At 64.1% G+C, this 19,183-nt stretch carries 17 protein-coding genes; 11 read left to right on the top strand and 6 right to left on the bottom strand.

The genetic code is table 11. The features are described 5' to 3' along the window. The first annotated feature begins 143 nt into the window (after positions 1-143). The 9 genes from ASD63_RS00310 (at position 144) to ASD63_RS00270 (ending at position 9,163) form a co-directional block, all read left to right on the top strand. Positions 144-1,304: an ABC transporter substrate-binding protein gene (locus ASD63_RS00310; protein ID WP_034792104.1), complete on the top strand. Its 1,161-nt coding sequence runs from the start codon at positions 144-146 to the stop codon at positions 1,302-1,304. Positions 1,305-1,498: 194 nt separating this feature from the next. Next, on the top strand, positions 1,499-2,497 hold the full coding sequence (locus ASD63_RS00305) for an ABC transporter ATP-binding protein (RefSeq protein WP_029742593.1): 999 nt from the start codon (positions 1,499-1,501) through the stop codon (positions 2,495-2,497). After that, a complete protein-coding gene (locus ASD63_RS00300; protein WP_034792101.1) occupies positions 2,494-3,444 on the top strand; it encodes an ABC transporter permease in 951 nt (316 codons plus the stop codon). The genes ASD63_RS00305 and ASD63_RS00300 overlap by 4 nt, the downstream gene beginning before the upstream one ends. Beyond that, positions 3,434-4,246, top strand: coding sequence for an ABC transporter permease (locus ASD63_RS00295; RefSeq protein ID WP_034792091.1), 813 nt, complete (start codon positions 3,434-3,436; stop codon positions 4,244-4,246). Before ASD63_RS00300 ends, ASD63_RS00295 begins: the two co-directional genes overlap by 11 nt. A gap of 24 nt (positions 4,247-4,270) precedes the next feature. After that, a complete protein-coding gene (locus ASD63_RS00290; RefSeq protein WP_034792090.1) occupies positions 4,271-5,698 on the top strand; it encodes a gamma-aminobutyraldehyde dehydrogenase in 1,428 nt (475 codons plus the stop codon). Positions 5,699-5,757: 59 nt separating this feature from the next. Continuing rightward, complete coding sequence (locus ASD63_RS00285; RefSeq protein ID WP_034792087.1) at positions 5,758-6,252, top strand: nuclear transport factor 2 family protein; 495 nt, start codon at positions 5,758-5,760, stop codon at positions 6,250-6,252. A 333-nt stretch (positions 6,253-6,585) separates the two neighbouring features. Continuing rightward, the gene (fhuF, locus tag ASD63_RS00280; protein ID WP_082572779.1) at positions 6,586-7,245 is read left to right on the top strand and encodes a siderophore-iron reductase FhuF; all 660 of its coding nucleotides are present in this window, start codon (positions 6,586-6,588) and stop codon (positions 7,243-7,245) included. Between the two features lie 33 nt (positions 7,246-7,278). Beyond that, on the top strand, positions 7,279-8,388 hold the full coding sequence (locus ASD63_RS00275) for an ABC transporter substrate-binding protein (protein ID WP_034793544.1): 1,110 nt from the start codon (positions 7,279-7,281) through the stop codon (positions 8,386-8,388). A gap of 250 nt (positions 8,389-8,638) precedes the next feature. Next, a complete protein-coding gene (locus ASD63_RS00270) occupies positions 8,639-9,163 on the top strand; it encodes a hypothetical protein (protein ID WP_060515871.1) in 525 nt (174 codons plus the stop codon). A gap of 58 nt (positions 9,164-9,221) precedes the next feature. Here the strand turns inward: ASD63_RS00270 and ASD63_RS00265 are convergent, their stop codons facing one another. After that, entirely contained in the window at positions 9,222-9,806 is a 585-nt protein-coding gene (locus tag ASD63_RS00265) for a cysteine hydrolase family protein (RefSeq protein ID WP_034792084.1), read from the bottom strand. Positions 9,807-9,919: 113 nt separating this feature from the next. On the opposite strand from ASD63_RS00265, the gene ASD63_RS00260 reads away from it, so the two are divergent. Continuing rightward, positions 9,920-10,363, top strand: a complete 444-nt coding sequence (locus ASD63_RS00260) for an Lrp/AsnC family transcriptional regulator (RefSeq protein ID WP_226020607.1) — start codon at positions 9,920-9,922, stop codon at positions 10,361-10,363. A gap of 62 nt (positions 10,364-10,425) precedes the next feature. Here the strand turns inward: ASD63_RS00260 and ASD63_RS00255 are convergent, their stop codons facing one another. From ASD63_RS00255 to ASD63_RS00245, 3 genes are all read right to left on the bottom strand, one after another. Beyond that, positions 10,426-11,658 (bottom strand): aromatic ring-hydroxylating dioxygenase subunit alpha, encoded by a 1,233-nt coding sequence (locus tag ASD63_RS00255; protein ID WP_034792082.1) that lies wholly within the window; start codon positions 11,656-11,658, stop codon positions 10,426-10,428. A gap of 129 nt (positions 11,659-11,787) precedes the next feature. Next, positions 11,788-14,235, bottom strand: a complete 2,448-nt coding sequence (locus ASD63_RS00250; protein WP_034792080.1) for an FAD-dependent oxidoreductase — start codon at positions 14,233-14,235, stop codon at positions 11,788-11,790. After that, a complete protein-coding gene (locus ASD63_RS00245) occupies positions 14,232-16,679 on the bottom strand; it encodes an FAD-dependent oxidoreductase (protein WP_034792077.1) in 2,448 nt (815 codons plus the stop codon). Before ASD63_RS00245 ends, ASD63_RS00250 begins: the two co-directional genes overlap by 4 nt. A 123-nt stretch (positions 16,680-16,802) precedes the next feature. On the opposite strand from ASD63_RS00245, the gene ASD63_RS00240 reads away from it, so the two are divergent. Beyond that, entirely contained in the window at positions 16,803-17,678 is an 876-nt protein-coding gene (locus tag ASD63_RS00240) for a LysR family transcriptional regulator (RefSeq protein ID WP_034792075.1), read from the top strand. On the opposite strand, the gene ASD63_RS00235 is transcribed toward ASD63_RS00240, so the two are convergent. Then, entirely contained in the window at positions 17,675-18,346 is a 672-nt protein-coding gene (locus ASD63_RS00235; RefSeq protein WP_034792072.1) for an amino acid ABC transporter permease, read from the bottom strand. The genes ASD63_RS00240 and ASD63_RS00235 overlap by 4 nt on opposite strands. 17 nt (positions 18,347-18,363) lie before the next feature. After that, a complete protein-coding gene (locus tag ASD63_RS00230) occupies positions 18,364-19,179 on the bottom strand; it encodes a transporter substrate-binding domain-containing protein (RefSeq protein ID WP_159415440.1) in 816 nt (271 codons plus the stop codon). Between the last annotated feature and the right edge of the window lie 4 nt (positions 19,180-19,183).

The raw sequence follows: 19,183 nt of genomic DNA, 5'->3' as shown, positions 1-19,183 counted from the left end.
CTTTGGCGTGCCGGTGGGTGACCGATATCGGAAAAACCGAAAGCGACATTCTGTTTAATGAATTTGCGAATACGGTGAAATGAAGGCACGCTTCATCTTGGGAACGAAGCCGCAAAACGCGGCTCAAAACTGGGAGAATTCAGATGAAGCAGATGCTCAAATCCTGCACGGCATTGACCCTGTCGCTCGGCCTTGTCGCCCCGGCCTTCGCGCAGGAGCCGCTGAAGGAACTCGGCAAGGGCGAAGGCGAACTCTCCATCGTCGCCTGGGCCGGCTACATCGAGCGCGGCGAGACCGACAAGGCCTATGACTGGGTCACGGATTTCGAAAAGCAGACCGGCTGCAAGGTCTCGGTCAAGACCGCCGCCACCTCGGACGAAATGGTGGCGCTGATGAACGAAGGCGGCTTCGACCTTGTCACCGCCTCGGGCGACGCCTCGCTGCGCCTCGTCGCCGGCAAGCGCGTCCAGCCGATCAACACCGATCTCATCCCGAGCTGGAAGACGATCGACGAGCGCATGCAGAACGCGCCCTGGTACACAGTCAATGGTGTCCACTACGGCACGCCCTACGTCTGGGGCCCGAACGTGCTGATGTACAACAAGGACGCCTTCAAGGGCGAAGCGCCGAAGAGCTGGAACGTCGTCTTCGAGGAAATGAACCTGCCCGACGGCAAATCCAACAAGGGCCGCGTCCAGGCCTATGACGGCCCGATCCATGTGGCCGACGCTGCCAACTACCTGATGAAGCACAAGCCGGAACTCGGCATCAAGGACCCCTACGAAATCAATGAAGACCAGTACAAGGCAGCGCTCGAGCTGCTGCGCGGCCAGCGCAAGATCGTCGGCCGCTACTGGCACGACGCAATGATCCAGATCGACGACTTCAAGAACGAAGGCGTCGTCGCCTCCGGCTCCTGGCCGTTCCAGGTCAACCTGATGGAAGCCGAGAAGCTGCCGATCGCCTCGACCATTCCGGAAGAAGGCGTGACCGGATGGGCCGACACCACCATGCTGCACGCCGACAGCCAGCATCCGAACTGCGCCTATATGTGGATGGAGCACTCGCTGTCGCCGAAGGTCCAGGGCGACGTCTCCGCCTGGTTCGGCGCCAACCCGTCGGTCGGTGCGGCCTGCAAGGGCAACGAACTCTTGACCGACGCCGGCTGCAAGACCAACGGCTACGAGGACTTCGACAAGGTCAAGTTCTGGAAGACGCCGGTGACGAAGTGTGAAAGCCAGGGCGAATGCGTGCCCTATCACCGCTGGGTCTCCGACTATATCGGCGTGATCGGCGGCCGCTAAGCCGTCAGACCTATCGCAAGCATTTGCCCCTCACCCTGACCCTCTCCCCGCACGCGGGGAGAGGGAACGCCCCCGGCCAAACCGTAGGGCGTGAACTTGAGGCAAGACGCCCGCCGCACGTCCCCTTCGCCCCGCCTGCGGGGCGAAGGTGCCCGGCAGGGCGGATGAGGGGCCACATTTCCCGGAGCCATACAATGACCACCGCCGTTCTCTTCGACAATGTTTCCCGCCACTTCGGCGCCGTGCGCGCCGTTGATGGCGTGAACCTCGAGATTGCCGAGGGCGAGTTCTTCGCCATGCTCGGCCCCTCAGGCTCCGGCAAGACCACCTGCCTGCGCCTGATGGCCGGCTTCGAGCAGCCGACCGGCGGCCATATCGAGATCTTCGGCGAAACGGCGGAGGGCGTGCCGCCCTATCGCCGCAGCGTCAACACCGTCTTCCAGGACTACGCGCTCTTCCCGCACCTCTCGATCCTCGACAACGTCGCCTATGGGCTGATGGTCAAGGGTGTCGGCCGCGAGGAGCGCCGCAAGGCGGCCGAGGACGCACTCGCCATGGTCAAGCTGCCGGGCTATGGCACCCGCCGTCCCGGGCAACTCTCCGGCGGCCAGCGCCAGCGCGTGGCGCTCGCCCGGGCACTTGTCAACAAGCCCAAGGTGTTGCTCCTCGACGAGCCGCTCGGCGCGCTCGATCTGAAGCTGCGCGAGCAGATGCAGGAGGAACTGAAGAGCCTGCAGAAGTCGCTCGGCATCACCTTCGTCTTCGTCACCCACGACCAGGGCGAGGCGTTGTCGATGGCCGACCGCATCGCCGTCTTCAACGATGGCCGCATCCAGCAGCTTGGCAGCCCGGAAGACGTCTACAAGCAGCCGAAGACGCGGTTTGTCGCAGATTTCGTCGGCTCGTCCAACGTGCTGCCGCAAAAGCTCTGCCAGCGGCTCGGGCTGAAGGCACCCTTTGCGAGCCTGCGTCCCGAAGCGATCGTCCTCGCCCAGCCGGTAGATGGCGCGCTCAGCCTCTCGGGCACCGTCTCGGCCCATAGCTTCCTCGGTGCCGTCAACCGTGTCGTCGTCGATGTCGATGGCGCCCGCGTCGCGGTCGCCAGCCCCGCAGCGCTCGCCGTGCCCGCGCTCGGCAGCCCCGTCACCATCAGCTTTGCCGCAAACGAGCTGCACCCGATGGAGGACGCATGACCGCCTTTGCCGAACCCCTCGTTCTGCCTGAACGCCGAGGCCCCGCCGGCCGCCTGTCGGACTTCTTCTGGAAGCACCCGCATCTGCTTCTGTTGATCATGCTCGCCCCGCCGCTGCTCTGGCTCGGCGTCGTTTATCTCGGCTCGCTGTTTGCGCTTCTGCTCCAGAGCTTCTTCTCGATCGACGATTTCTCGGGCCTGATCAACTACGAGTTCACGCTCGCGACCTATCGCCAACTGCTCAGCGAAACCAATCTCGACATTATCCTGCGCACCGTGCTGATGGCGGCGACCGTCACCGTCGCTTCCGCCGTCATCGCCTTCCCGATCGCCTATTACGCCGCGCGCTACGCACAGGGGAAATGGAAGGTGCTCTTCTATCTCGGCGTGATGCTGCCGCTCTGGTCGAGCTATCTGGTCAAGATCTATGCCTGGAAGCTGATTTTGGCCAAGGAGGGCATCCTCACCTGGTTCTTCGAAAAGCTGCATCTCATGTGGCTGCTCGACGGCTGGCTGTCGCTACCCGTGGTCGGCGGCAACTCGCTCTCGGTCAGCTATACCGGCACCTTCATCGTCTTCGTCTATGTCTGGCTGCCCTTCATGATCCTGCCGATCCAGGCAGCGCTGGAGCGCGTGCCCGGCAACCTGATCGAGGCCTCCTCCGATCTCGGCGGCACGCCGGCCCAGACCTTCCGCCACGTGCTCTTTCCGCTGGCCCTGCCCGGCATTGTCGCCGGCTCGATCTTCACGTTCTCGCTGACGCTCGGCGACTACATCATCCCGCAGATCGTCGGCTCGTCGCGCCTCTTCATTGGCCAGGCCGTCTATGCCCAGCAGGGCACGGCCGGCAACATCCCGCTGGCCGCCGCATTCACGGTCGTCCCGATCGTCATCATGGGCGCGTACCTCTTCGTCGCCAAACGCATGGGAGCCTTCGATGCGCTCTGAACGAAACCGCTCACCGATGGGCCTGAAGATTGCGGCCGCCGCCGGCCTCGCCTTCCTGCACCTGCCGATCCTCCTGATCTTCCTCTATGCCTTCACGACGGAGGAAAAGAGCTATCAGTTCCCGCCGCCGGGGCTGACGACGCAGTGGTTCGCCGTTGCCTGGAACCGGCCCGACGTCTGGGCGGCGCTAACGCTTTCGGTCAAGGTCGCCTCAATCGCAACCGCGGTCGCGCTGGTGCTCGGCACGCTCTGCGCCGCAGCCGTCAGCCAGACGCGCTTCTTCGGCCGCGAGACGGTCTCGCTGCTCGTCATCCTGCCGATCGCGTTGCCCGGCATCATCACCGGCATTGCGCTGCGCTCCGCCTTCTCGATGGCCGATATTCCGTTTTCCTTCTGGACCATCGTGCTCGGCCACGCGACCTTCTGCATCGTCGTCGTCTACAACAATGCGGTCGCCCGCTTCCGGCGGATTTCCGGCTCGCTGATCGAGGCCTCGATGGACCTTGGCGCCGACGGCTTCCAGACCTTCCGCTACATCATCCTGCCCAACATCGGCACGGCTCTGCTTGCCGGAGGCATGCTCGCCTTCGCGCTCTCCTTCGACGAGGTGATCGTCACCACCTTCACTGCCGGCCAGCAGTCCACGCTGCCGATCTGGATGCTCGAAGAGCTGATCCGCCCGCGCCAGCGCCCGGTGACCAATGTGGTTGCCATGGTCGTGGTGCTCGTCACTTTCCTGCCGATCCTCGGCGCCTACTACCTCACCCGCGACGGCGACCAGATCGCCGGCGCCGGCAAATAACTCGACTATCAAGGGAGAACAGACATGGACACCCAACTGCTGATCGGATCGCGCTTCGAGGCCGGCACCGAGGCCGACGAACACATCCTGAACCCGCGGACGGGCGGCAAGATCGTCGATCTGCCGGAAGCCTCGCATGCCCAGGTCGAGGCGGCCGTCGACGCTGCTGAAAGCGCCTTCACCAGCTGGTCGCAGACGACACCGGCCGAACGCTCCAACTATCTCTTGAAGATCGCCGATGCGATCGAGAAGGATGCGGACGGCTTTGCAGCCCTCGAGGCGCTCAACTGCGGCAAACCGATCAATGCGGTCAAGAATGATGAGCTGCCGGCGATCGTCGACTGCTGGCGTTTCTTTGCCGGCGCCGTGCGCAACCTGCACGCCCCGACCGCAGGCGAATACCTGCCCGGCCACACCTCGATGATCCGCCGCGATCCGATCGGCATCGTCGGCTCGATCGCGCCGTGGAACTATCCGCTGATGATGATGGCCTGGAAGCTGGCGCCGGCGATCGCCGGCGGCAACACCGTCGTCTTCAAGCCATCCGAACAGACGCCGCTGACGGCGCTGAAGCTCGCGCGGGTGCTTGCCGACATCCTGCCGGAAGGCGTGGTCAATGTTGTCAGCGGCCGCGGCGAAACCGTCGGCAATGCGCTGATCAACCATCCGAAGATTTCGATGGTCTCGATCACCGGCGATATCGCCACCGGCAAGAAAGTGCTGGCGGCGGCCGCCAAGACCGTGAAACGCACCCATCTGGAGCTCGGCGGCAAGGCCCCGGTCATCGTCTATGACGACGCCGACCTCGAAGCGGTGGTCAACGGCATCCGCACCTTCGGCTATTACAATGCCGGCCAGGACTGCACCGCCGCCTGCCGCATCTATGCCGAAGCCGGTATCTACGAGAAGCTGGTCGCCGACCTCACCTCGGCCGTCTCGACCATCCGCTACAACCTCGCCGACGACACCGAAAACGAGATCGGCCCGCTGATCTCGCGCCGCCAGCGCGATCGCGTTGCGAGCTTCGTCGAGCGCGCCGCCGACCAGAAGCACATCGAGATCACCACCGGCGGTGCCGCCGGCAGCTCGGACGGCTTCTTCTTCCAGCCGACGGTTGTGGCCGGCGCCACGCAGGAAGACGAGATCGTGCGCCGCGAAGTCTTCGGCCCCGTCGTCTCCGTTACCCGCTTCACCGGCAAGGACGATGCCGTCGCCTGGGCCAACGACAGCGACTATGGCCTCGCCTCCTCCGTCTGGACCAAGGACATTTCCCGGGCGATGAAGGCCGCCTCCCGCCTGCAATACGGCTGCACCTGGATCAACACCCACTTCATGCTGACCAACGAGATGCCGCATGGCGGCGTCAAACAGTCGGGCTACGGCAAGGACATGTCGGTCTACGCGCTCGAGGACTACACCGCCGTTCGCCACATCATGATCAACCACGGCTGAGGCTCACCGCCCCGGGCGCGGAGAATGCATGCAAACGAAACAAACGGGAGGAGTTTGCGATGTACCGTCGTCAATTGCTTGTTACCGCTGGAGCCCTCGGCCTCAGCGCCCTCGTGCTCACGCCGGCGGCGTTTGCCGCCGACGCGGCGCCGGATGTGGTCGCGGCCTATGTCGCGGCCTGGAATGCCCATGACTCGAGCAAGGCCGCATCCTACTTCGCCGATGACGTCACCTATTACGACGCGTCGGTCGGCAAGCCGGTCACCGGCAAGGATGCCGCCAAGACCGGCGTCATCGACAATTTCCTGAACGCGGTGCCTGATGCCGTCTGGACCATGAAGGGTGATCCGATCGCTAGCGGCGACAAGGTCTCCTTCGAATGGGAGTTCTCCGGCACCAATTCGGGCGCCTGGGCCGACGGCACGGCCGCGACCAACAAGAGCTTCAAGTTCACCGGCGCCTCGGTCTTCACCGTCAAGGATGGCAAGATCGCCGCCCAGAACGACTATTACGACGCGCTCGGCTTTTACAAGCAGCTCGGTCTGATGCAGTAGACGAGCCGAGCGGCGGTTTCGCCGCTTCGATGGCCGCAGGCTTCGGCTTCCGGCCATCGTCTCTTGGCTTCAAATCATGAATACAAAACTCATAAATGACTTGCACCGGAAAAAATCTTGAGTAACACGATCACCTTATGAGTTTCTGACCACGCTCAGAAGGTATCGCATGCTTGCAGGACGGCGTTCTTCCAAGGCTCCATTTCCGATCGGGCTTACCCGCGCGCGGGTGACGTCTTGACGGCGGCCGTGTCCGAACCGGTCGTCGCGACAGGCGGCCCCAAGGCGCTGTCGGCCGCCTTTGCCGGCACCCATGCCTGGTGCAATGAGAAGATGGTGCTCTCGGACGAGCTTTCCGACGGCATGGCGCTGCCGGACTTCTTTGCCTCCGGCGCCTTCGACCGCGCGCTCGATATTCACACGGAGAAATCCGGCGCCAGCGACCGCCGTGCCGTCGCCTCCATGTGGTCGCTCTACTATTTTTCGAGCCTCACCATTCCCTATCTCGTCGCGCGCGTGCTTGACCATCAGGTGCTGCCCGTCGCCTTCGATCAGATGAAGGTGGCGCTCGCCGAGGATGGCCTGCCGCGAACCTTCGGTGTCGCCACACCGGGCGACTGGCAGAAAGCGGACGATAGCGACGTTTTCGCCACGCTTGCCCCCCTGATGCAGGGGCATCTGCGTGAGGTCGTCAGCTATCTCAAGTCCGTCGGCGGCATCGCCCCGAAGCTCGCCTGGAACAATGCGCTCGTCTATATCGACTATGCGCTGCGCGCCTCCGGCATCGAGCCGCTGAACGCGCAGGCCGACGCGCTGATCGGCAGCAAGTCCCTGCCGGACGGTACACCCAATCCCTTCTTCGATTGCCTGCGGCACGAGGAGGAAGATGGCGCCCGTGTCTGCCGGCGCAAGATCTGCTGCCTGCGCTATCTGCTGCCCGGCGTCCCGAGCTGCGGCAGCCTCTGCGCCCTCCCAAGCCAAAGGAACCAATAGGTTTTGTCTTCCCGCTTCCTCTTCCCGGCCGCCCTGCGGCTGACGCTCGTTTTCATCACCGCCCTGCTCTTTGCTGTCTCCGCCCGCGCCGAAAGCAACTGGCCGATGACCGTAACCGATGCGGTCGGCCGCGAGGTGACGATACCGGCAAAGCCGAAGGCGATCCTGCTTGGAAGCGGCTTCAATCTCGTCGCCCTGTCGCTCATCCATCCCGATCCCGTCAGCCTGCTTGCGGCCTGGTCCGGCGACATGAAGACCGACAACCCCGAGATCTACGAGAGCTTCCGGCGTAAGTTTCCTGATATCGCCGACGTGCCGCAGATCGACGATGGCACCGGCCCGGGCCTCTCCTTCGAGACGCTGCTGACGGTGAAGGCCGATCTCGCGCTGCTCAATAACTGGCAATCCGACACCGAGTCCGGCAGGCGCGCCATCGAGTATCTGACCGGCATCGGCGTGCCCGTGGTGGTGGTCGATTTCAACAACGACGCGCTGACCGGCACGCCGCGCATGATGCGTCTGCTCGGCCGCATCCTCGAACGGGACGAACAGGCAGAAGCTTTCGCCCGGTTCTACGAGGACAAGCTCAAGCTGATCCGCGACCGCATCGCCGCCAAGCCGGAACCGCGCCCGCTGGTGCTGATGGACGCCTTCCCCCAACCCGACCGCTGTTGCTGGGCCTATGGCACCGGCGGTCTCGGCGAATTCCTGACGGTGGCCGGCGGCCGCAACTTTGCCGAAGGCGTGCTGCCACGGCCGGGCGGGACCGTCAACGCCGAGGCGATCATGGCCGCCAATCCGGAAATCTATATCGCCACCTCCTCGCCCGGCGGCAAATACGGCACGCTCTCGATCGGCCCCGGCGTCAGCGAAGACGAAGCGCGCGAGACGCTGGCCCGCACCATCGAGGCGCCGGCGCTGAAGACCATCCGCGCCGTCGAGGAAAAGCGCGTGCACGGTCTCTGGAACTTCTTCAACGCGATCCCGCTCAACATCGTCGCCGCCGAAGCCTTCGCCACCTGGATCCGGCCGGATCTGTTCGGCGATCTCGACCCCCAGAAGAGCCTTGCCGAGATCAACGCCCGCTTCGCCGCGGTGCCCTTCGAGGGCACCTACTGGGTGGACCTGACACCCGCCAGATAGGGAGACGTCCTGTACACGCGAGCGCGGACCCACGCGGCATCGTCATGCGTGTTCACCAATTCGTCAGGGTGCTTCCTTTCGTCCGACGCCCCGGCGTGTTGCCAGTCGGCGCCCACCCTATATAAAGGCCAGGTGGTATAGAGCACCGTTCCAAAATGCGAGCGTCGCTGTAACACGTTGATCGGCTGCACGATTTCTCTGTTGCGTCGATTCCGGACCAAGGAATGATGCGGGGTTGAGGAGGATCTTGATGCTATGGTTGATCGCGTTACCGCTGGGTCTTGTCGTGGTGTATCTGGCAGCGCGCTTCAGCCGCTTTCGTCATTGGGCCGAACCGATCCTCTCCGTCGCCGTGGCGCTCGGCCTGCTCGTCGCCTTCATCATCTGGTTTGCCGACCGCGACGGTCGCACGCCGGCCGCGCCCCCGCCCGTTGAGACGACCCAACCGGCCGGCCTCACGGCCGCCGACGTTGCCCTCGAAGGCCTGACCTTCGAACAGAGCCAGCCGGAGAGAAGCTTCCGGCTGCGCGGCACGGTGACGAACAAAGGGCCGCAACTGCTCGAATATTTCCGCCTCGCGGTAACGCTCGAAAACTGCCCTGACGGCAATTGCGAGACGATCGGCAACGACACCGCACTCATCCTCGCCCGCGTGCCGGCGGGCCAGAGCCGTTCGTTCGAAACCTTCCTCACCTTCCCCAACCGCGAGGGCGAAAGCCTGACGGCGCCGAAATGGACGACCGAGATCCAGGAAGTCCGCGGCGCCAACCGGTAGTCGGCGGCGCGGGAGCGGAAGCACCTGAACGGTAGCCCCGTCTGCCCGCGCCCGACCGTCAAGCCGCTGCCGGTCGCTGCAACGCCTCGACGAGCTTCGCCGTCGACAACACCTCGGCAAATTCCGCCCGCAAGGTCGCCACGTGGGCGCGGTGGATTTCGCGCGCCGAGATCACTCCGCCTTCGCCGTCCGGCTGGTCGAAACAATCGCAGGCATCCTCGACGAGGATCATTCGGTAGCCGAGATTGGCGCCGACGCGCACCGAGGTCGAGACGCACATGTCGGTAGAAATGCCGAAGGCGACGACCGTCTCGACGCCGAGACGACGCAGGCGCAAGTCGAGGTCGGTACCGATAAAGGCGGCGTTGACGCCCTTGGTGACGAGTGCCTCGTCTCCCATCGGTCCGAAGCCCGGCCGGAAGCCGTTGCCGGGCGCGCCGAGGGAAAGCGTCGAGCCGGGCATGACGCTGTCGTGGCGCACGTGAATGACTGGTCGGCCGCTTGCCCGCCAGGCGGCAAGAAGCGCAAGGCCGTTGCTGTCGACCGCCTCATTCCAGCGACGCGGCCAGGGGGTGCTGTCAAAGGCCTGCTGCATGTCGATCGGCAGCAGCACGGCGTTGTCGGGGACACTCATTTTGGGCATGGCAAGGCTCCTTGGTTGTAGGGAGACGCTATCTTGCCTATCGTCCGATTTCACTGGACATGATGACGCCTGACCGGACATATGTCCGGAAATGGCGACAAGGAGGCGACGTTTTGACGGAAATCGATGAAAAGGATCGCCTGCTTTTGGCAGCGCTCAGGCAGGATTCGCGCCAGAGCCTGGTGGCACTGGCCCGCCACAGCGGTCTTTCGCGCAGCGCGGCCCATGACCGGCTGCGACGGCTGGAATCGAAGGGCGTCATTGCCGGCTACACCATCCGCCTCGGCATCGAAGACCAGAGCCCGACCGTCAAATCGCTGATCGCGATCACCTTCCAGCCCGGCAAGAACTGCGACCATATCGTGCCGCATCTCTCGGCCATGCCGCCCATCGTCACCTGCTGGTCGCTCGCCGGCGCCACCGACCTGATGGTGCTGGTCGAATGCGCCTCCAACGGCGATCTCGACACCATCCGCCGCCAGATATCGATCATCCCGGGCGTCGCGACGGTGCAGACGCACGTGGCGCTGAGGACGCATTTCAACCGGCGGGACTAGGCAAACGAAATGCGTCGCCGGCACGCTTGCACCGGCGACGCGATTTGCCTGCAGCTTGCCGCTCAGGCCGGCCGGCTGATCTCGTCGAGATACCAGTTGATGTAGCGCAGCTCGTTCTGCTCCATCGGCGCGATTGGGCCTGGCACGAAGTAGTGCGAACGCACGCCGCGCGACGTGTGCTCGATGATCGCCTTGTCCTCGTCGGTCGTCACCTTCCAGAGCCAGGTGAGCTTTTCCAGATCGTAGTCGCGCCCCTCCTCGGCCTTGCCGTCGACGAGCCAGATCAGCTCCATCTCCGAGGTTTCGGCCGTCTTCGGGATGAAGCGGTAGATCATGCCGTGGTCCGGATAGCAGACGAGGAAGGTGGTGCCACCCAGATGGATCGAGGTGACGCCGCCGTCGAAATCGGTGAAGCGGCCCATCAGCGTGCTCAGCGCCTGCCCGTCCTTGCTGCCGGTCTGGACGCCATCATAGAGCGCGTAGCGGAAGGCATGAATGGTCTCCTTGCCGCCGGTGGAATTCTGCCAGTGATTGCCGGAGGCGACCTCGATGCCGAGCGCGCAGGTGCGCGCCTCCATCCTGGCGTTCAGTTCCTCGATCAGGTGCAGCGGCTGTTCCAGCGCATGGGTTTCGGAATATTCCGGATGCGCCGGCCCGCAATGGTAGCACTCGACATAGTTTTCGACCGCAAGCTTCCAGTTGGCGTCGATCGCATAGCTCTGACGATGGGCGATCTTCGCCGATCCCCAGCCATACTGGCCGCAGGTCGCACGCAACAGGCGCTCGACTTCGGAGAAATCAAGCGGCTCGGCGGCAAAGGAGATGAAGATCAATCCTTCGACGACACGCACGTTGAGCTTCTTCAGGCCGTGGTCCTCGCGCTTGAAGTCCTTGGGCATCAGCCGCGCCGCCTTCAGCGCGCCATCATTGCCATAGGTCCAGGCATGGTAGGGACAGACGAAGGCACGGGCATTGCCCTTGTCCTTGGTGCAGACCTCGGCCCCGCGATGACGGCAGACATTGAGCATCGCATGGATCTCGCCGCTTGCCGTACGGGTGACGATCACCTGCTCGGAGGCCATGCGGAAGACCTCGAAATCATTGGCGTTGGGGATCGCGCTTTCATGGGCGACGCAATGCCAGTGACGCCGAAAAACCCGCTCGAGGTCCCGTTCATAGATCTCCGGGTCGAGGTAGAAGGCGCGGGCAAGCCCATGGCCCGGACGATGGCCGGCGACCAGCTGATCGATGCGGTCGCCCGCAACTGTCGTATCCTTAAGCTCCGATGCGAGCATGGACTGAACTCCAGAAAGAAGACCGGAAACCCGCGATCCGGCACGCGTATTTTCGTTGTGCCTCGAAGAGCCCCTCATCCGCGCGGTGAGGGGCTGTCTCAAGCGCCAGGCACGCCACCCAACGCCTGCCTACATCCGCACCCGCTCCGCCCGCGGGTCGTACATCGGCTTCAACGACGCCTCCGCCTTCACCCGCGTTCCGGCGATCTCGATCTCGAAGCTTGATCCGAGCACGTCCTCTGCGCTCTCGCCTTCCGAGGGCACGTAGCCGAGGCCGATGGCGCCGCCGAGGTGGTGGCCGTAATTGCCTGACGTGATCGTGCCGACGATCTTGCCGTCGCGAACGATCGCCTCGTTGTGGAAGAGCAGCGGCTCTGGATCTGCGAGCCGAAACTGCACCAGCCGGCGCGAAAGCCCGCGATTGTGCTTGGCAAGCACCGCCTCGCGGCCGATGAAATCGCCCTTGTCGGCCTTGACCGCAAAGCCGAGTCCGGCTTCGAGCACATGATCTTCGTCGGTGATGTCGTGGCCGAAATGGCGGAAGGCCTTTTCGATGCGGCAGCTATCCAGTGTGTGGATGCCGCAGAGCTTGAGGCCCAGGTCCTGCCCCGCCGCCTCCAGCGCCTCGAACACATGCGCCGTCTGGTCGGTCGAGACATAGAGCTCCCAGCCGAGCTCGCCGACATAGGTGACGCGGTGGGCGCGGGCGAGGCCCATGCCGACCTCGATCTCGCGCGCCGTGCCGAACGGATGCCCCGCGTTGGAAAAATCGTTCGGGCTCACCTTCTGCATGAGCTCACGCGCCTTCGGCCCCATGACGCAGAGCACGCTTTCGCCAGCGCCGACATCAGTGATCACCACGAACTCGTCCGTCAGATGCTTGCGCAGCCAGGCGAGGTCGCGCTGGAGCGTGGCACCGGGCACGACCAGCAGGAAGGCGGTTTCCGACAGCCGCGTCACCGTCAGGTCGCTCTCGATGCCGCCGCGGGCGTTGAGCATCTGGGTATAGACGATCCGGCCGGGCTCGACGTTCATCTCGTTGGCGCAGAGCCGCTGCAGGAAGGAAAGCGCATCGCGCCCTTCAACCCGGATCTTGCCGAAGGAGGTCATGTCGAACAGGCCGACGCCGTTTCGCACCGCAAGATGCTCGTCCCTCTGGTTCTCGAACCAGTTCTGCCGCTTCCATGAATAGCGGTACTCGCGCGACTGGCCTCCCTTCGCAAACCAGTTGGCGCGTTCCCATCCGGCGACTTCACCGAAGACAGCGCCGCGAGCTTTCAGATGCTCGTGCAGCGGCGAACGGCGCACCCCGCGCGCGGTCGCCATCTGGCGATAGGGGAAATGGTCGGCGTAGAGCAGGCCGAGCGTTTCCGAGACGCGGTCTTTCAGATACGCGCGGTTCTTCTGGAACGGCTGCGCCCGGCGGATATCCACCTCCCAGAGATCGAAGGGCGGCTCGCCGTCATTCATCCATTGGGCGAGCGCCATGCCGGCGCCGCCCGAGGAAACGATGCCGATCGAATTGTAGCCGGCCGCGACCCAGTATCCCTTCACCTCCGGCGCTTCGCCGAGATAGTAGCGGTCGTCGGGCGTAAAGCTTTCCGGGCCGTTGAAGAAGGTATGGATCCCAGCCGTTTCCAGCATCGGCATGCGGTTGACCGCCATTTCGAGGATCGGCGCGAAGTGGTCGAAATCGTCCGGCAACTGGTCGAAGCAGAAATCCTCGCGGATGCCGTCCATTCCCCAGGGCTTGGCCTTGAGCTCGAAGGCCCCGATCAGCATCTTGCCGGCATCTTCCTTGTAGTAGGTGCACTCGTCCGGCACGCGCAGAACCGGCAGGCGCTTCAGCTCCGGGATCGCCTCGGTGACGATGTAGAAATGCTCGCAGGCGTGCAGCGGCACCGTGACGCCCGATTGCCGCGCAAACTCCCTGCCCCACATGCCGGCGCAGTTGACGACATGATCGGTCTCGATCGTGTAGCTCTCGCCATTCTGCTCGCAGGTGACGCCGGTGACCCGGCCGTCCTTCTTCAGGACGGATGTCACCTTGACACCTTCGATGATCGTTGCGCCGTTTTGCCGGGCGCCCTTGGCGAGCGCCATGGCGATGTTGGCCGGGTCGCACTGGCCATCGAGCGGCAGATGCACCGCCGCCTTCACATCCGAGGTGTTGAGGTGCGGATACATCGCCTTGACCTCGTCAGGCGTGATCTCGCGCACGTCGACATTGAAGGCGCGCGCCAGCGATGCCTGGCGGTAGATCTCTTCCTTGCGTTCTTCCGTCAGTGCCACGGTGATCGAGCCGTTCTGGCGCATGCCGGTGGAAATGCCGGTTTCGGCCTCGAGCTTGACGTAGAGGTCGGCCGAGTATTTCGCGAGCCGCGTCATGTTCTGCGAGGCGCGAAGCTGACCGATCAGGCCGGCCGCATGCCAGGTGGTACCGGAGGTCAGCTGCTTGCGCTCAAGCAGAACCACATCGGTCCAGCCGAGCTTGGCGAGGTGATAGGCGACGGAACAGCCGGAGACGCCGCCACCGATGATGACTGCGCGGGCTTTCGAGGGAATGGGCTTGCTCATGCGCGCAGTCTTTCATTGGAGGGATCCCAGAGCGGCTGGTCGGCCTCGACCGTCGCCTTGAAGCGATCGCCGAAGATCTCGACCTCGATCTCGTTGCCGGGCACGGCGAGATCGGCGCGCAGCATGCCGAGCGCGATCGACTTGCCGACGCGGTAGCCCCAGTTGCCCGAGGTGGTCTCGCCGACAACCTGGCCGTCCGACCAGAGCGTCGACATATAGGGCGCATCGCAGCCGTCGGCGGCGACGGTCAGCGTCACGAAGCGTTTGGAAACGCCCTGCTGCTTCTCACGCTCCAGCGCCGCCTTGCCCTTGAAGCCGGGCTTGCCCCAGTCGACGAAGCGCTCCAGCCCACCCTGCAGGATGGTGTAGTCGGTCGACAGATCGCCCTTCCAGGCGCGGTAGCCCTTCTCGATGCGCAGACTGTCGAGCGCTTCCATGCCGAAGGGTTTGAGGCCATGCTTCTGACCGGCCGCCCAGACGGCGTCGAAGATGGCGGCCGTATCCTCCACCTTGGTATGGATCTCCCAGCCGAGTTCGCCGGCGAAGGAGACGCGCACGAGCTGGCAATAGCGCCCGGCGATCTGCGCCGTCTGGTGCGTGAGCCAGCCCTTGGCGAGATCCGCTTCGCTGACCTCGGCGAGGATCGCGCGCGACTTCGGCCCGGTCAGGATCTGGCAGGAGAAGGACTTGGTGACGTCGTCGATGGTGAAGGCGGCGTCGGCCGGCCGGTGCTTCATCAGCCATTCGAAATCGTGCCACTGCGCGGTTGCGGCGGTGATGAGGAAGAAGAAGTCTTCGTCGAGCATCATCACCGACATCTCGGTAACGATCCGGCCCTTGTCGTCGGCGAAATAGGCCAGGCCGATGCGCCCAGGCTTCGGCACGCGGCCTGTGATGAGGCCGGAGAGCCATGCGGTCGCGCCCTCGCCCTTTACCCGGAAGCGCGAGAAGCCCGGCAGGTCGAGTATGCCGGCGGCATCGCGCACGGCCAGGCACTCTTCTTCGATGCGCTTGGCCCAAGGCCCTTCGCGGCCCCAGGTCTGCGTCGCCTCTTCCGAGGTGTCGTCGCCTGGTTTGGCGTACCACATCGCACGCTCCCAGCCGTTATAGGGCTTGAACTGGGCGCCGAGGGCGGCGATGCGGTCGTGGATCGGCGATAACTTCTTGCCGCGCCCGGCTGGCCAGTAATGCTTCGGAAAGTGCATCGCGTATTCGTGGCCGTAGATCTCCATGCCCTTGGCGATGCAATAATCCTGGTCGGTATAGTCGGTGTAGCGGCGCGGATCGCAGGACCACATGTCCCACTCCGTCTGGCCCTCGGTGATCCATTCGGCGAGCACCTTGCCGGCGCCACCCGCCTGGCAGATACCGAAAGTGAAGACGCAGGCTTCGAAGGCGTTCGGCACGCCCGGCATCGGGCCGATCAGCGGATTACCGTCGGGTGCATAGGGGATCGGGCCATTGATGATCCGCGAAAGGCCGGCCGTGCCGAGGATCGGCACGCGCTCCACGGCATCGTTCAGGTACCATTCCAACCGGTCGAGATCGTCCGGAAAGAGCTGGAACGAAAAATCCTCCGGCATCGGATCGTCAGGCGTTACCCAGTGGGCGCGACAGTTGCGCTCGTAGGGGCCGAGGTTCATGCCGTTCTTCTCCTGGCGGAGATAGTAGGAGCTGTCGACGTCACGAAGCAGCGGCAGCTTGTGGCCGGCCTCCTTCGACCAGGCGGCAAGCTCCGGGATTTCGTCGAACAGGATATACTGATGGCTCATCACCATCATCGGCACGTTGCGGCCAAACATCTTGCCGACCTCGCGGGCGTAGTAGCCGGCGGCGTTGACGACGTATTCGCAGCGGATCTCGCCCTGCGGCGTAGAGATGACCCATTCGTCGTTTTCGCGGCGCGCGCCCGTGACCGGACAGAAGCGGATGATCTTGGCGCCCATGTCGCGCGCACCCTTGGCGAGCGCCTGCGTCAGCTGCGCCGGGTCGATGTCGCCGTCATAGGGATCGTAGAGCGCGCCGGTCAGCTCGTGTGTCTCGAGAAACGGATAGCGGGCGCGCATCTCGTCGGGCGACAGGATATCGAGATCCATGCCCTGGTAGCGCCCCATGCCGACGACGCGCTTGAACTCCTGCAGCCGCTCCTTCGAATGGCCGAGCCGGATCGAGCCGGTGACGTGATAGTTCATCGGATAGTCGACGAGCGCGCCGAGGTCACGATAGAGCGACGCTGAATAGCGCTGCATGTTCATGATTGACCAGGAGGACGAGAAAGTCGGCACGTTGCCGGCGGCATGCCAGGTGGAGCCCGCCGTCAGCTCGTTCTTTTCCAGAAGCACGCAGTCGGTCCAGCCGGCCTTGGCGAGATGGTAAAGCGAGGAAGCCCCGATCGCTCCCCCACCGATGATCACGACGCGTGCGTGCGACGGCAAATTCGACATCAACTGTTCCCTCGTTTTGGCGAATTCTTGCCGGTGAAGCCGGGCGCCATCAAGCAACGGAAACAGGCTTTATTGATCGATGCTTTCGATTAGATTGGAGCGATTGCAGCGGGAGAGAACGGCATGCAGGTGGAGCTGATCGAAACCTTCCTGGACCTGATGGAGAGCCGCTCCTTCAACCGCACCGCCGAGCGCCTGAATCTCACCCAGTCGACCGTCTCACATCGGGTGAAGGCACTGGAAGCGCAGTTCAACCGCAAGCTCTTTACCCGCAACAAGGGTGGCACCGTGCCGACGGCCGCCGGCCTGCGCTTTCTAGATTACGCAAAAGCCCTGCAAAACCAATGGCATGAGGCCACACGCGCGGTCACCAATGCCGGCGCGCTGGAGCGCTCCATGCGGCTTGGTGTCCAGCATGATCTGGCGGAAGCCTTTGCCGGGGAATGGATGGCAACGATCCGCCGGGAGCTGCCCGGCATCGAGATCTATATGGAGGCGGACTACTCCAACCAGATGAACCGCGATCTCGGCGCTGGCGACCTGGATCTGGCGATCCTCTACACGCCCCACTACCTGCCCGATCTCTATTACGAAAGGATCGGCGATCTGCATTACGTGATGGTGAGCACGGAGGCGCAGATGCTCGCCGAGATCCGCTCCGAGAGCTACATCCGCTCAAGCTTTTCGCCAGGCTTCGATCGCGCCCACCGGCTGGCGCTGCCGCATCTCTCCGCAGCGCTGCTTGCCGCCGGCCAGAACATGGCGATCACCCGGCTGCTTCGCACACTCGGCGGATCGGCCTACGTGACGGCAGCAACGGCCGAGCGGCTGGCGGACGATGGATTTACTGCGCGCGTTCAGGACGCGCCCGTCATCCCGCAAACGGTCTATGCCGCCACCAGCCTGCGCACCCGCCACGCCCACCAGCACCGCAAGATCATCGCCGCCATGGCCGATCTGCTCGCGACGCTGCCGGTGCCGAATTCGGAAGCGGGTTAAGCCATGCGCCGCTGGATCAGCCGCTGCAGAAACATCAGGATCGAAACGATCGCGAGATAGTAGACCAGCGCTGCCGAATACCACTCGACGAAGCGGAAGCTGGAGGCGATCGCGTCGTTGACGACCGCCATGATCTCGCGCATCGAGATTACATAGGCGAGCGAGGTCAGCTTGATCAGGTTGATGAATTCGTTGACCAGCACCGGCATGACGATGCGCAGCGCCTGCGGCAGAACCACCAGAAAGAAGGTCTGCCAGCGATTGAGCCCGAGCGCGCGGGCGGCATCCGTCTGCCCCTGGCCGATCGCCGCAAGCGCCCCGCGCATCGCTTCCGCCATATAGGCGGCCGTGACCAGCGTAAACGCGATGAAGGCAGCGACGAAGGGCGTGTACCAGGGCGCCCGCGTGAGCCCCGGAAAGAGCTGCGGTGCGCCGTTCCAGACGATCAGGAGCACGAGGATCAGCGGCGCCGAGCGAAACAGCCAGACATAGACCTGCGCCGCTGTGCGCCTGACCGCCGCCATCGAATTGAGCGCGACGGCCAGCGGCAGGCAGAGCAGGAACGACGCCGCCTGCACCAGGATCGACAGCAGGATGGCGATGCCCGCCCCCTGCAACATGACGGGCATGGTCAGGGCATCGAAAAACAGTTTCGTATCGAAGTTCATGCCCCGCCTCCTTTCGCTCAGGAGTCGTAGTCGACGTCGAAGAGCGCCGGATCGAGCCCGTATTTCCTGGCGAGATCGCCGAAGAAGCCCTTCTCCTTGAGCGCCTTCAGCCCTGCCTTCACCGCGGCTGCATCGCCACCGTCACGGCGGCTGTAGATGCCGTATTTGAAGTCCGAGGCCCAGATATAGGGGAGCGTGAGCGCGCCGTCGGAGCGCGACGCGCGATAGGCGCCCTCCGCCTCTTCCGTTACGGTCGCATCGACGCGGCCGACGAGCACCTGCTGGTAGGCGGCCTGCTGGGTCGGGTATTCCTGCACATCGACCGGCGGCAGGCCCTTGGCCGCGAGCGCCTCGTTTAAGGGCCCGATCCGCTCTTCCTTGTAGTAGGCGCCGGCTTCGAGCGCGATGACCTTGCCGCTGAGATCCTCCGGCGCCTTGATCGTATCGCTGCCCGCTTTGGTGACCATGGCGGTCGCCGATTTCATGTAGGGCACGCCGTCATAGGTCTCGCGCCGCTTGGCGTTGATGTAGATGCCGCTGACGATGACGTCGCAGCGCCCTGCCCCGAGCGTCGGCAAGAGGCCGGCGAATTCGGTGACGGTGTAGTTCACCTTCGCATTCCATTGCGCGGCCAGCGCTTCGGCGATCTCGATGTCGATGCCGGTCGGCTTCGCATCGGCCGGATGCTCCTTGAAGGAAAGCGGCGGAAAGGCCGCGGTGGTGCAGACGCCAACCTCTCCATCGGCGGCGAAAGCCGGCGGCTCGGCCTGTGCGGCGCCGGCCGTAAGCACGGCGGTCGTCAGAAGGGTTGCGCAGGATGCCAGTCTGATCATCTTC

Source organism: Ensifer sp. Root558 (assembly GCF_001427045.1).
GTDB lineage: Bacteria > Pseudomonadota > Alphaproteobacteria > Rhizobiales > Rhizobiaceae > Ensifer > Ensifer adhaerens.
Note: the sequence above shows the minus strand (reverse complement) of the source record. Positions and strands in the feature narration are given on the sequence as shown.

Coding starts and splice junctions, on each gene's coding strand:
- ASD63_RS00270 (WP_060515871.1), top strand. CDS start 8,639: ATGCTATGGTTGATCGCGTTACCGCTGGGTCTTGTCGTGGTGTATCTG.
- ASD63_RS00265 (WP_034792084.1), bottom strand. CDS start 9,806: ATGCCCAAAATGAGTGTCCCCGACAACGCCGTGCTGCTGCCGATCGAC.
- ASD63_RS00255 (WP_034792082.1), bottom strand. CDS start 11,658: ATGCTCGCATCGGAGCTTAAGGATACGACAGTTGCGGGCGACCGCATC.
- ASD63_RS00235 (WP_034792072.1), bottom strand. CDS start 18,346: ATGAACTTCGATACGAAACTGTTTTTCGATGCCCTGACCATGCCCGTC.
- fhuF (WP_082572779.1), top strand. CDS start 6,586: ATGGTGCTCTCGGACGAGCTTTCCGACGGCATGGCGCTGCCGGACTTC.
- ASD63_RS00300 (WP_034792101.1), top strand. CDS start 2,494: ATGACCGCCTTTGCCGAACCCCTCGTTCTGCCTGAACGCCGAGGCCCC.
- ASD63_RS00310 (WP_034792104.1), top strand. CDS start 144: ATGAAGCAGATGCTCAAATCCTGCACGGCATTGACCCTGTCGCTCGGC.
- ASD63_RS00250 (WP_034792080.1), bottom strand. CDS start 14,235: ATGAGCAAGCCCATTCCCTCGAAAGCCCGCGCAGTCATCATCGGTGGC.
- ASD63_RS00230 (WP_159415440.1), bottom strand. CDS start 19,179: ATGATCAGACTGGCATCCTGCGCAACCCTTCTGACGACCGCCGTGCTT.
- ASD63_RS00295 (WP_034792091.1), top strand. CDS start 3,434: ATGCGCTCTGAACGAAACCGCTCACCGATGGGCCTGAAGATTGCGGCC.
- ASD63_RS00290 (WP_034792090.1), top strand. CDS start 4,271: ATGGACACCCAACTGCTGATCGGATCGCGCTTCGAGGCCGGCACCGAG.
- ASD63_RS00305 (WP_029742593.1), top strand. CDS start 1,499: ATGACCACCGCCGTTCTCTTCGACAATGTTTCCCGCCACTTCGGCGCC.
- ASD63_RS00240 (WP_034792075.1), top strand. CDS start 16,803: ATGCAGGTGGAGCTGATCGAAACCTTCCTGGACCTGATGGAGAGCCGC.
- ASD63_RS00245 (WP_034792077.1), bottom strand. CDS start 16,679: ATGTCGAATTTGCCGTCGCACGCACGCGTCGTGATCATCGGTGGGGGA.
- ASD63_RS00285 (WP_034792087.1), top strand. CDS start 5,758: ATGTACCGTCGTCAATTGCTTGTTACCGCTGGAGCCCTCGGCCTCAGC.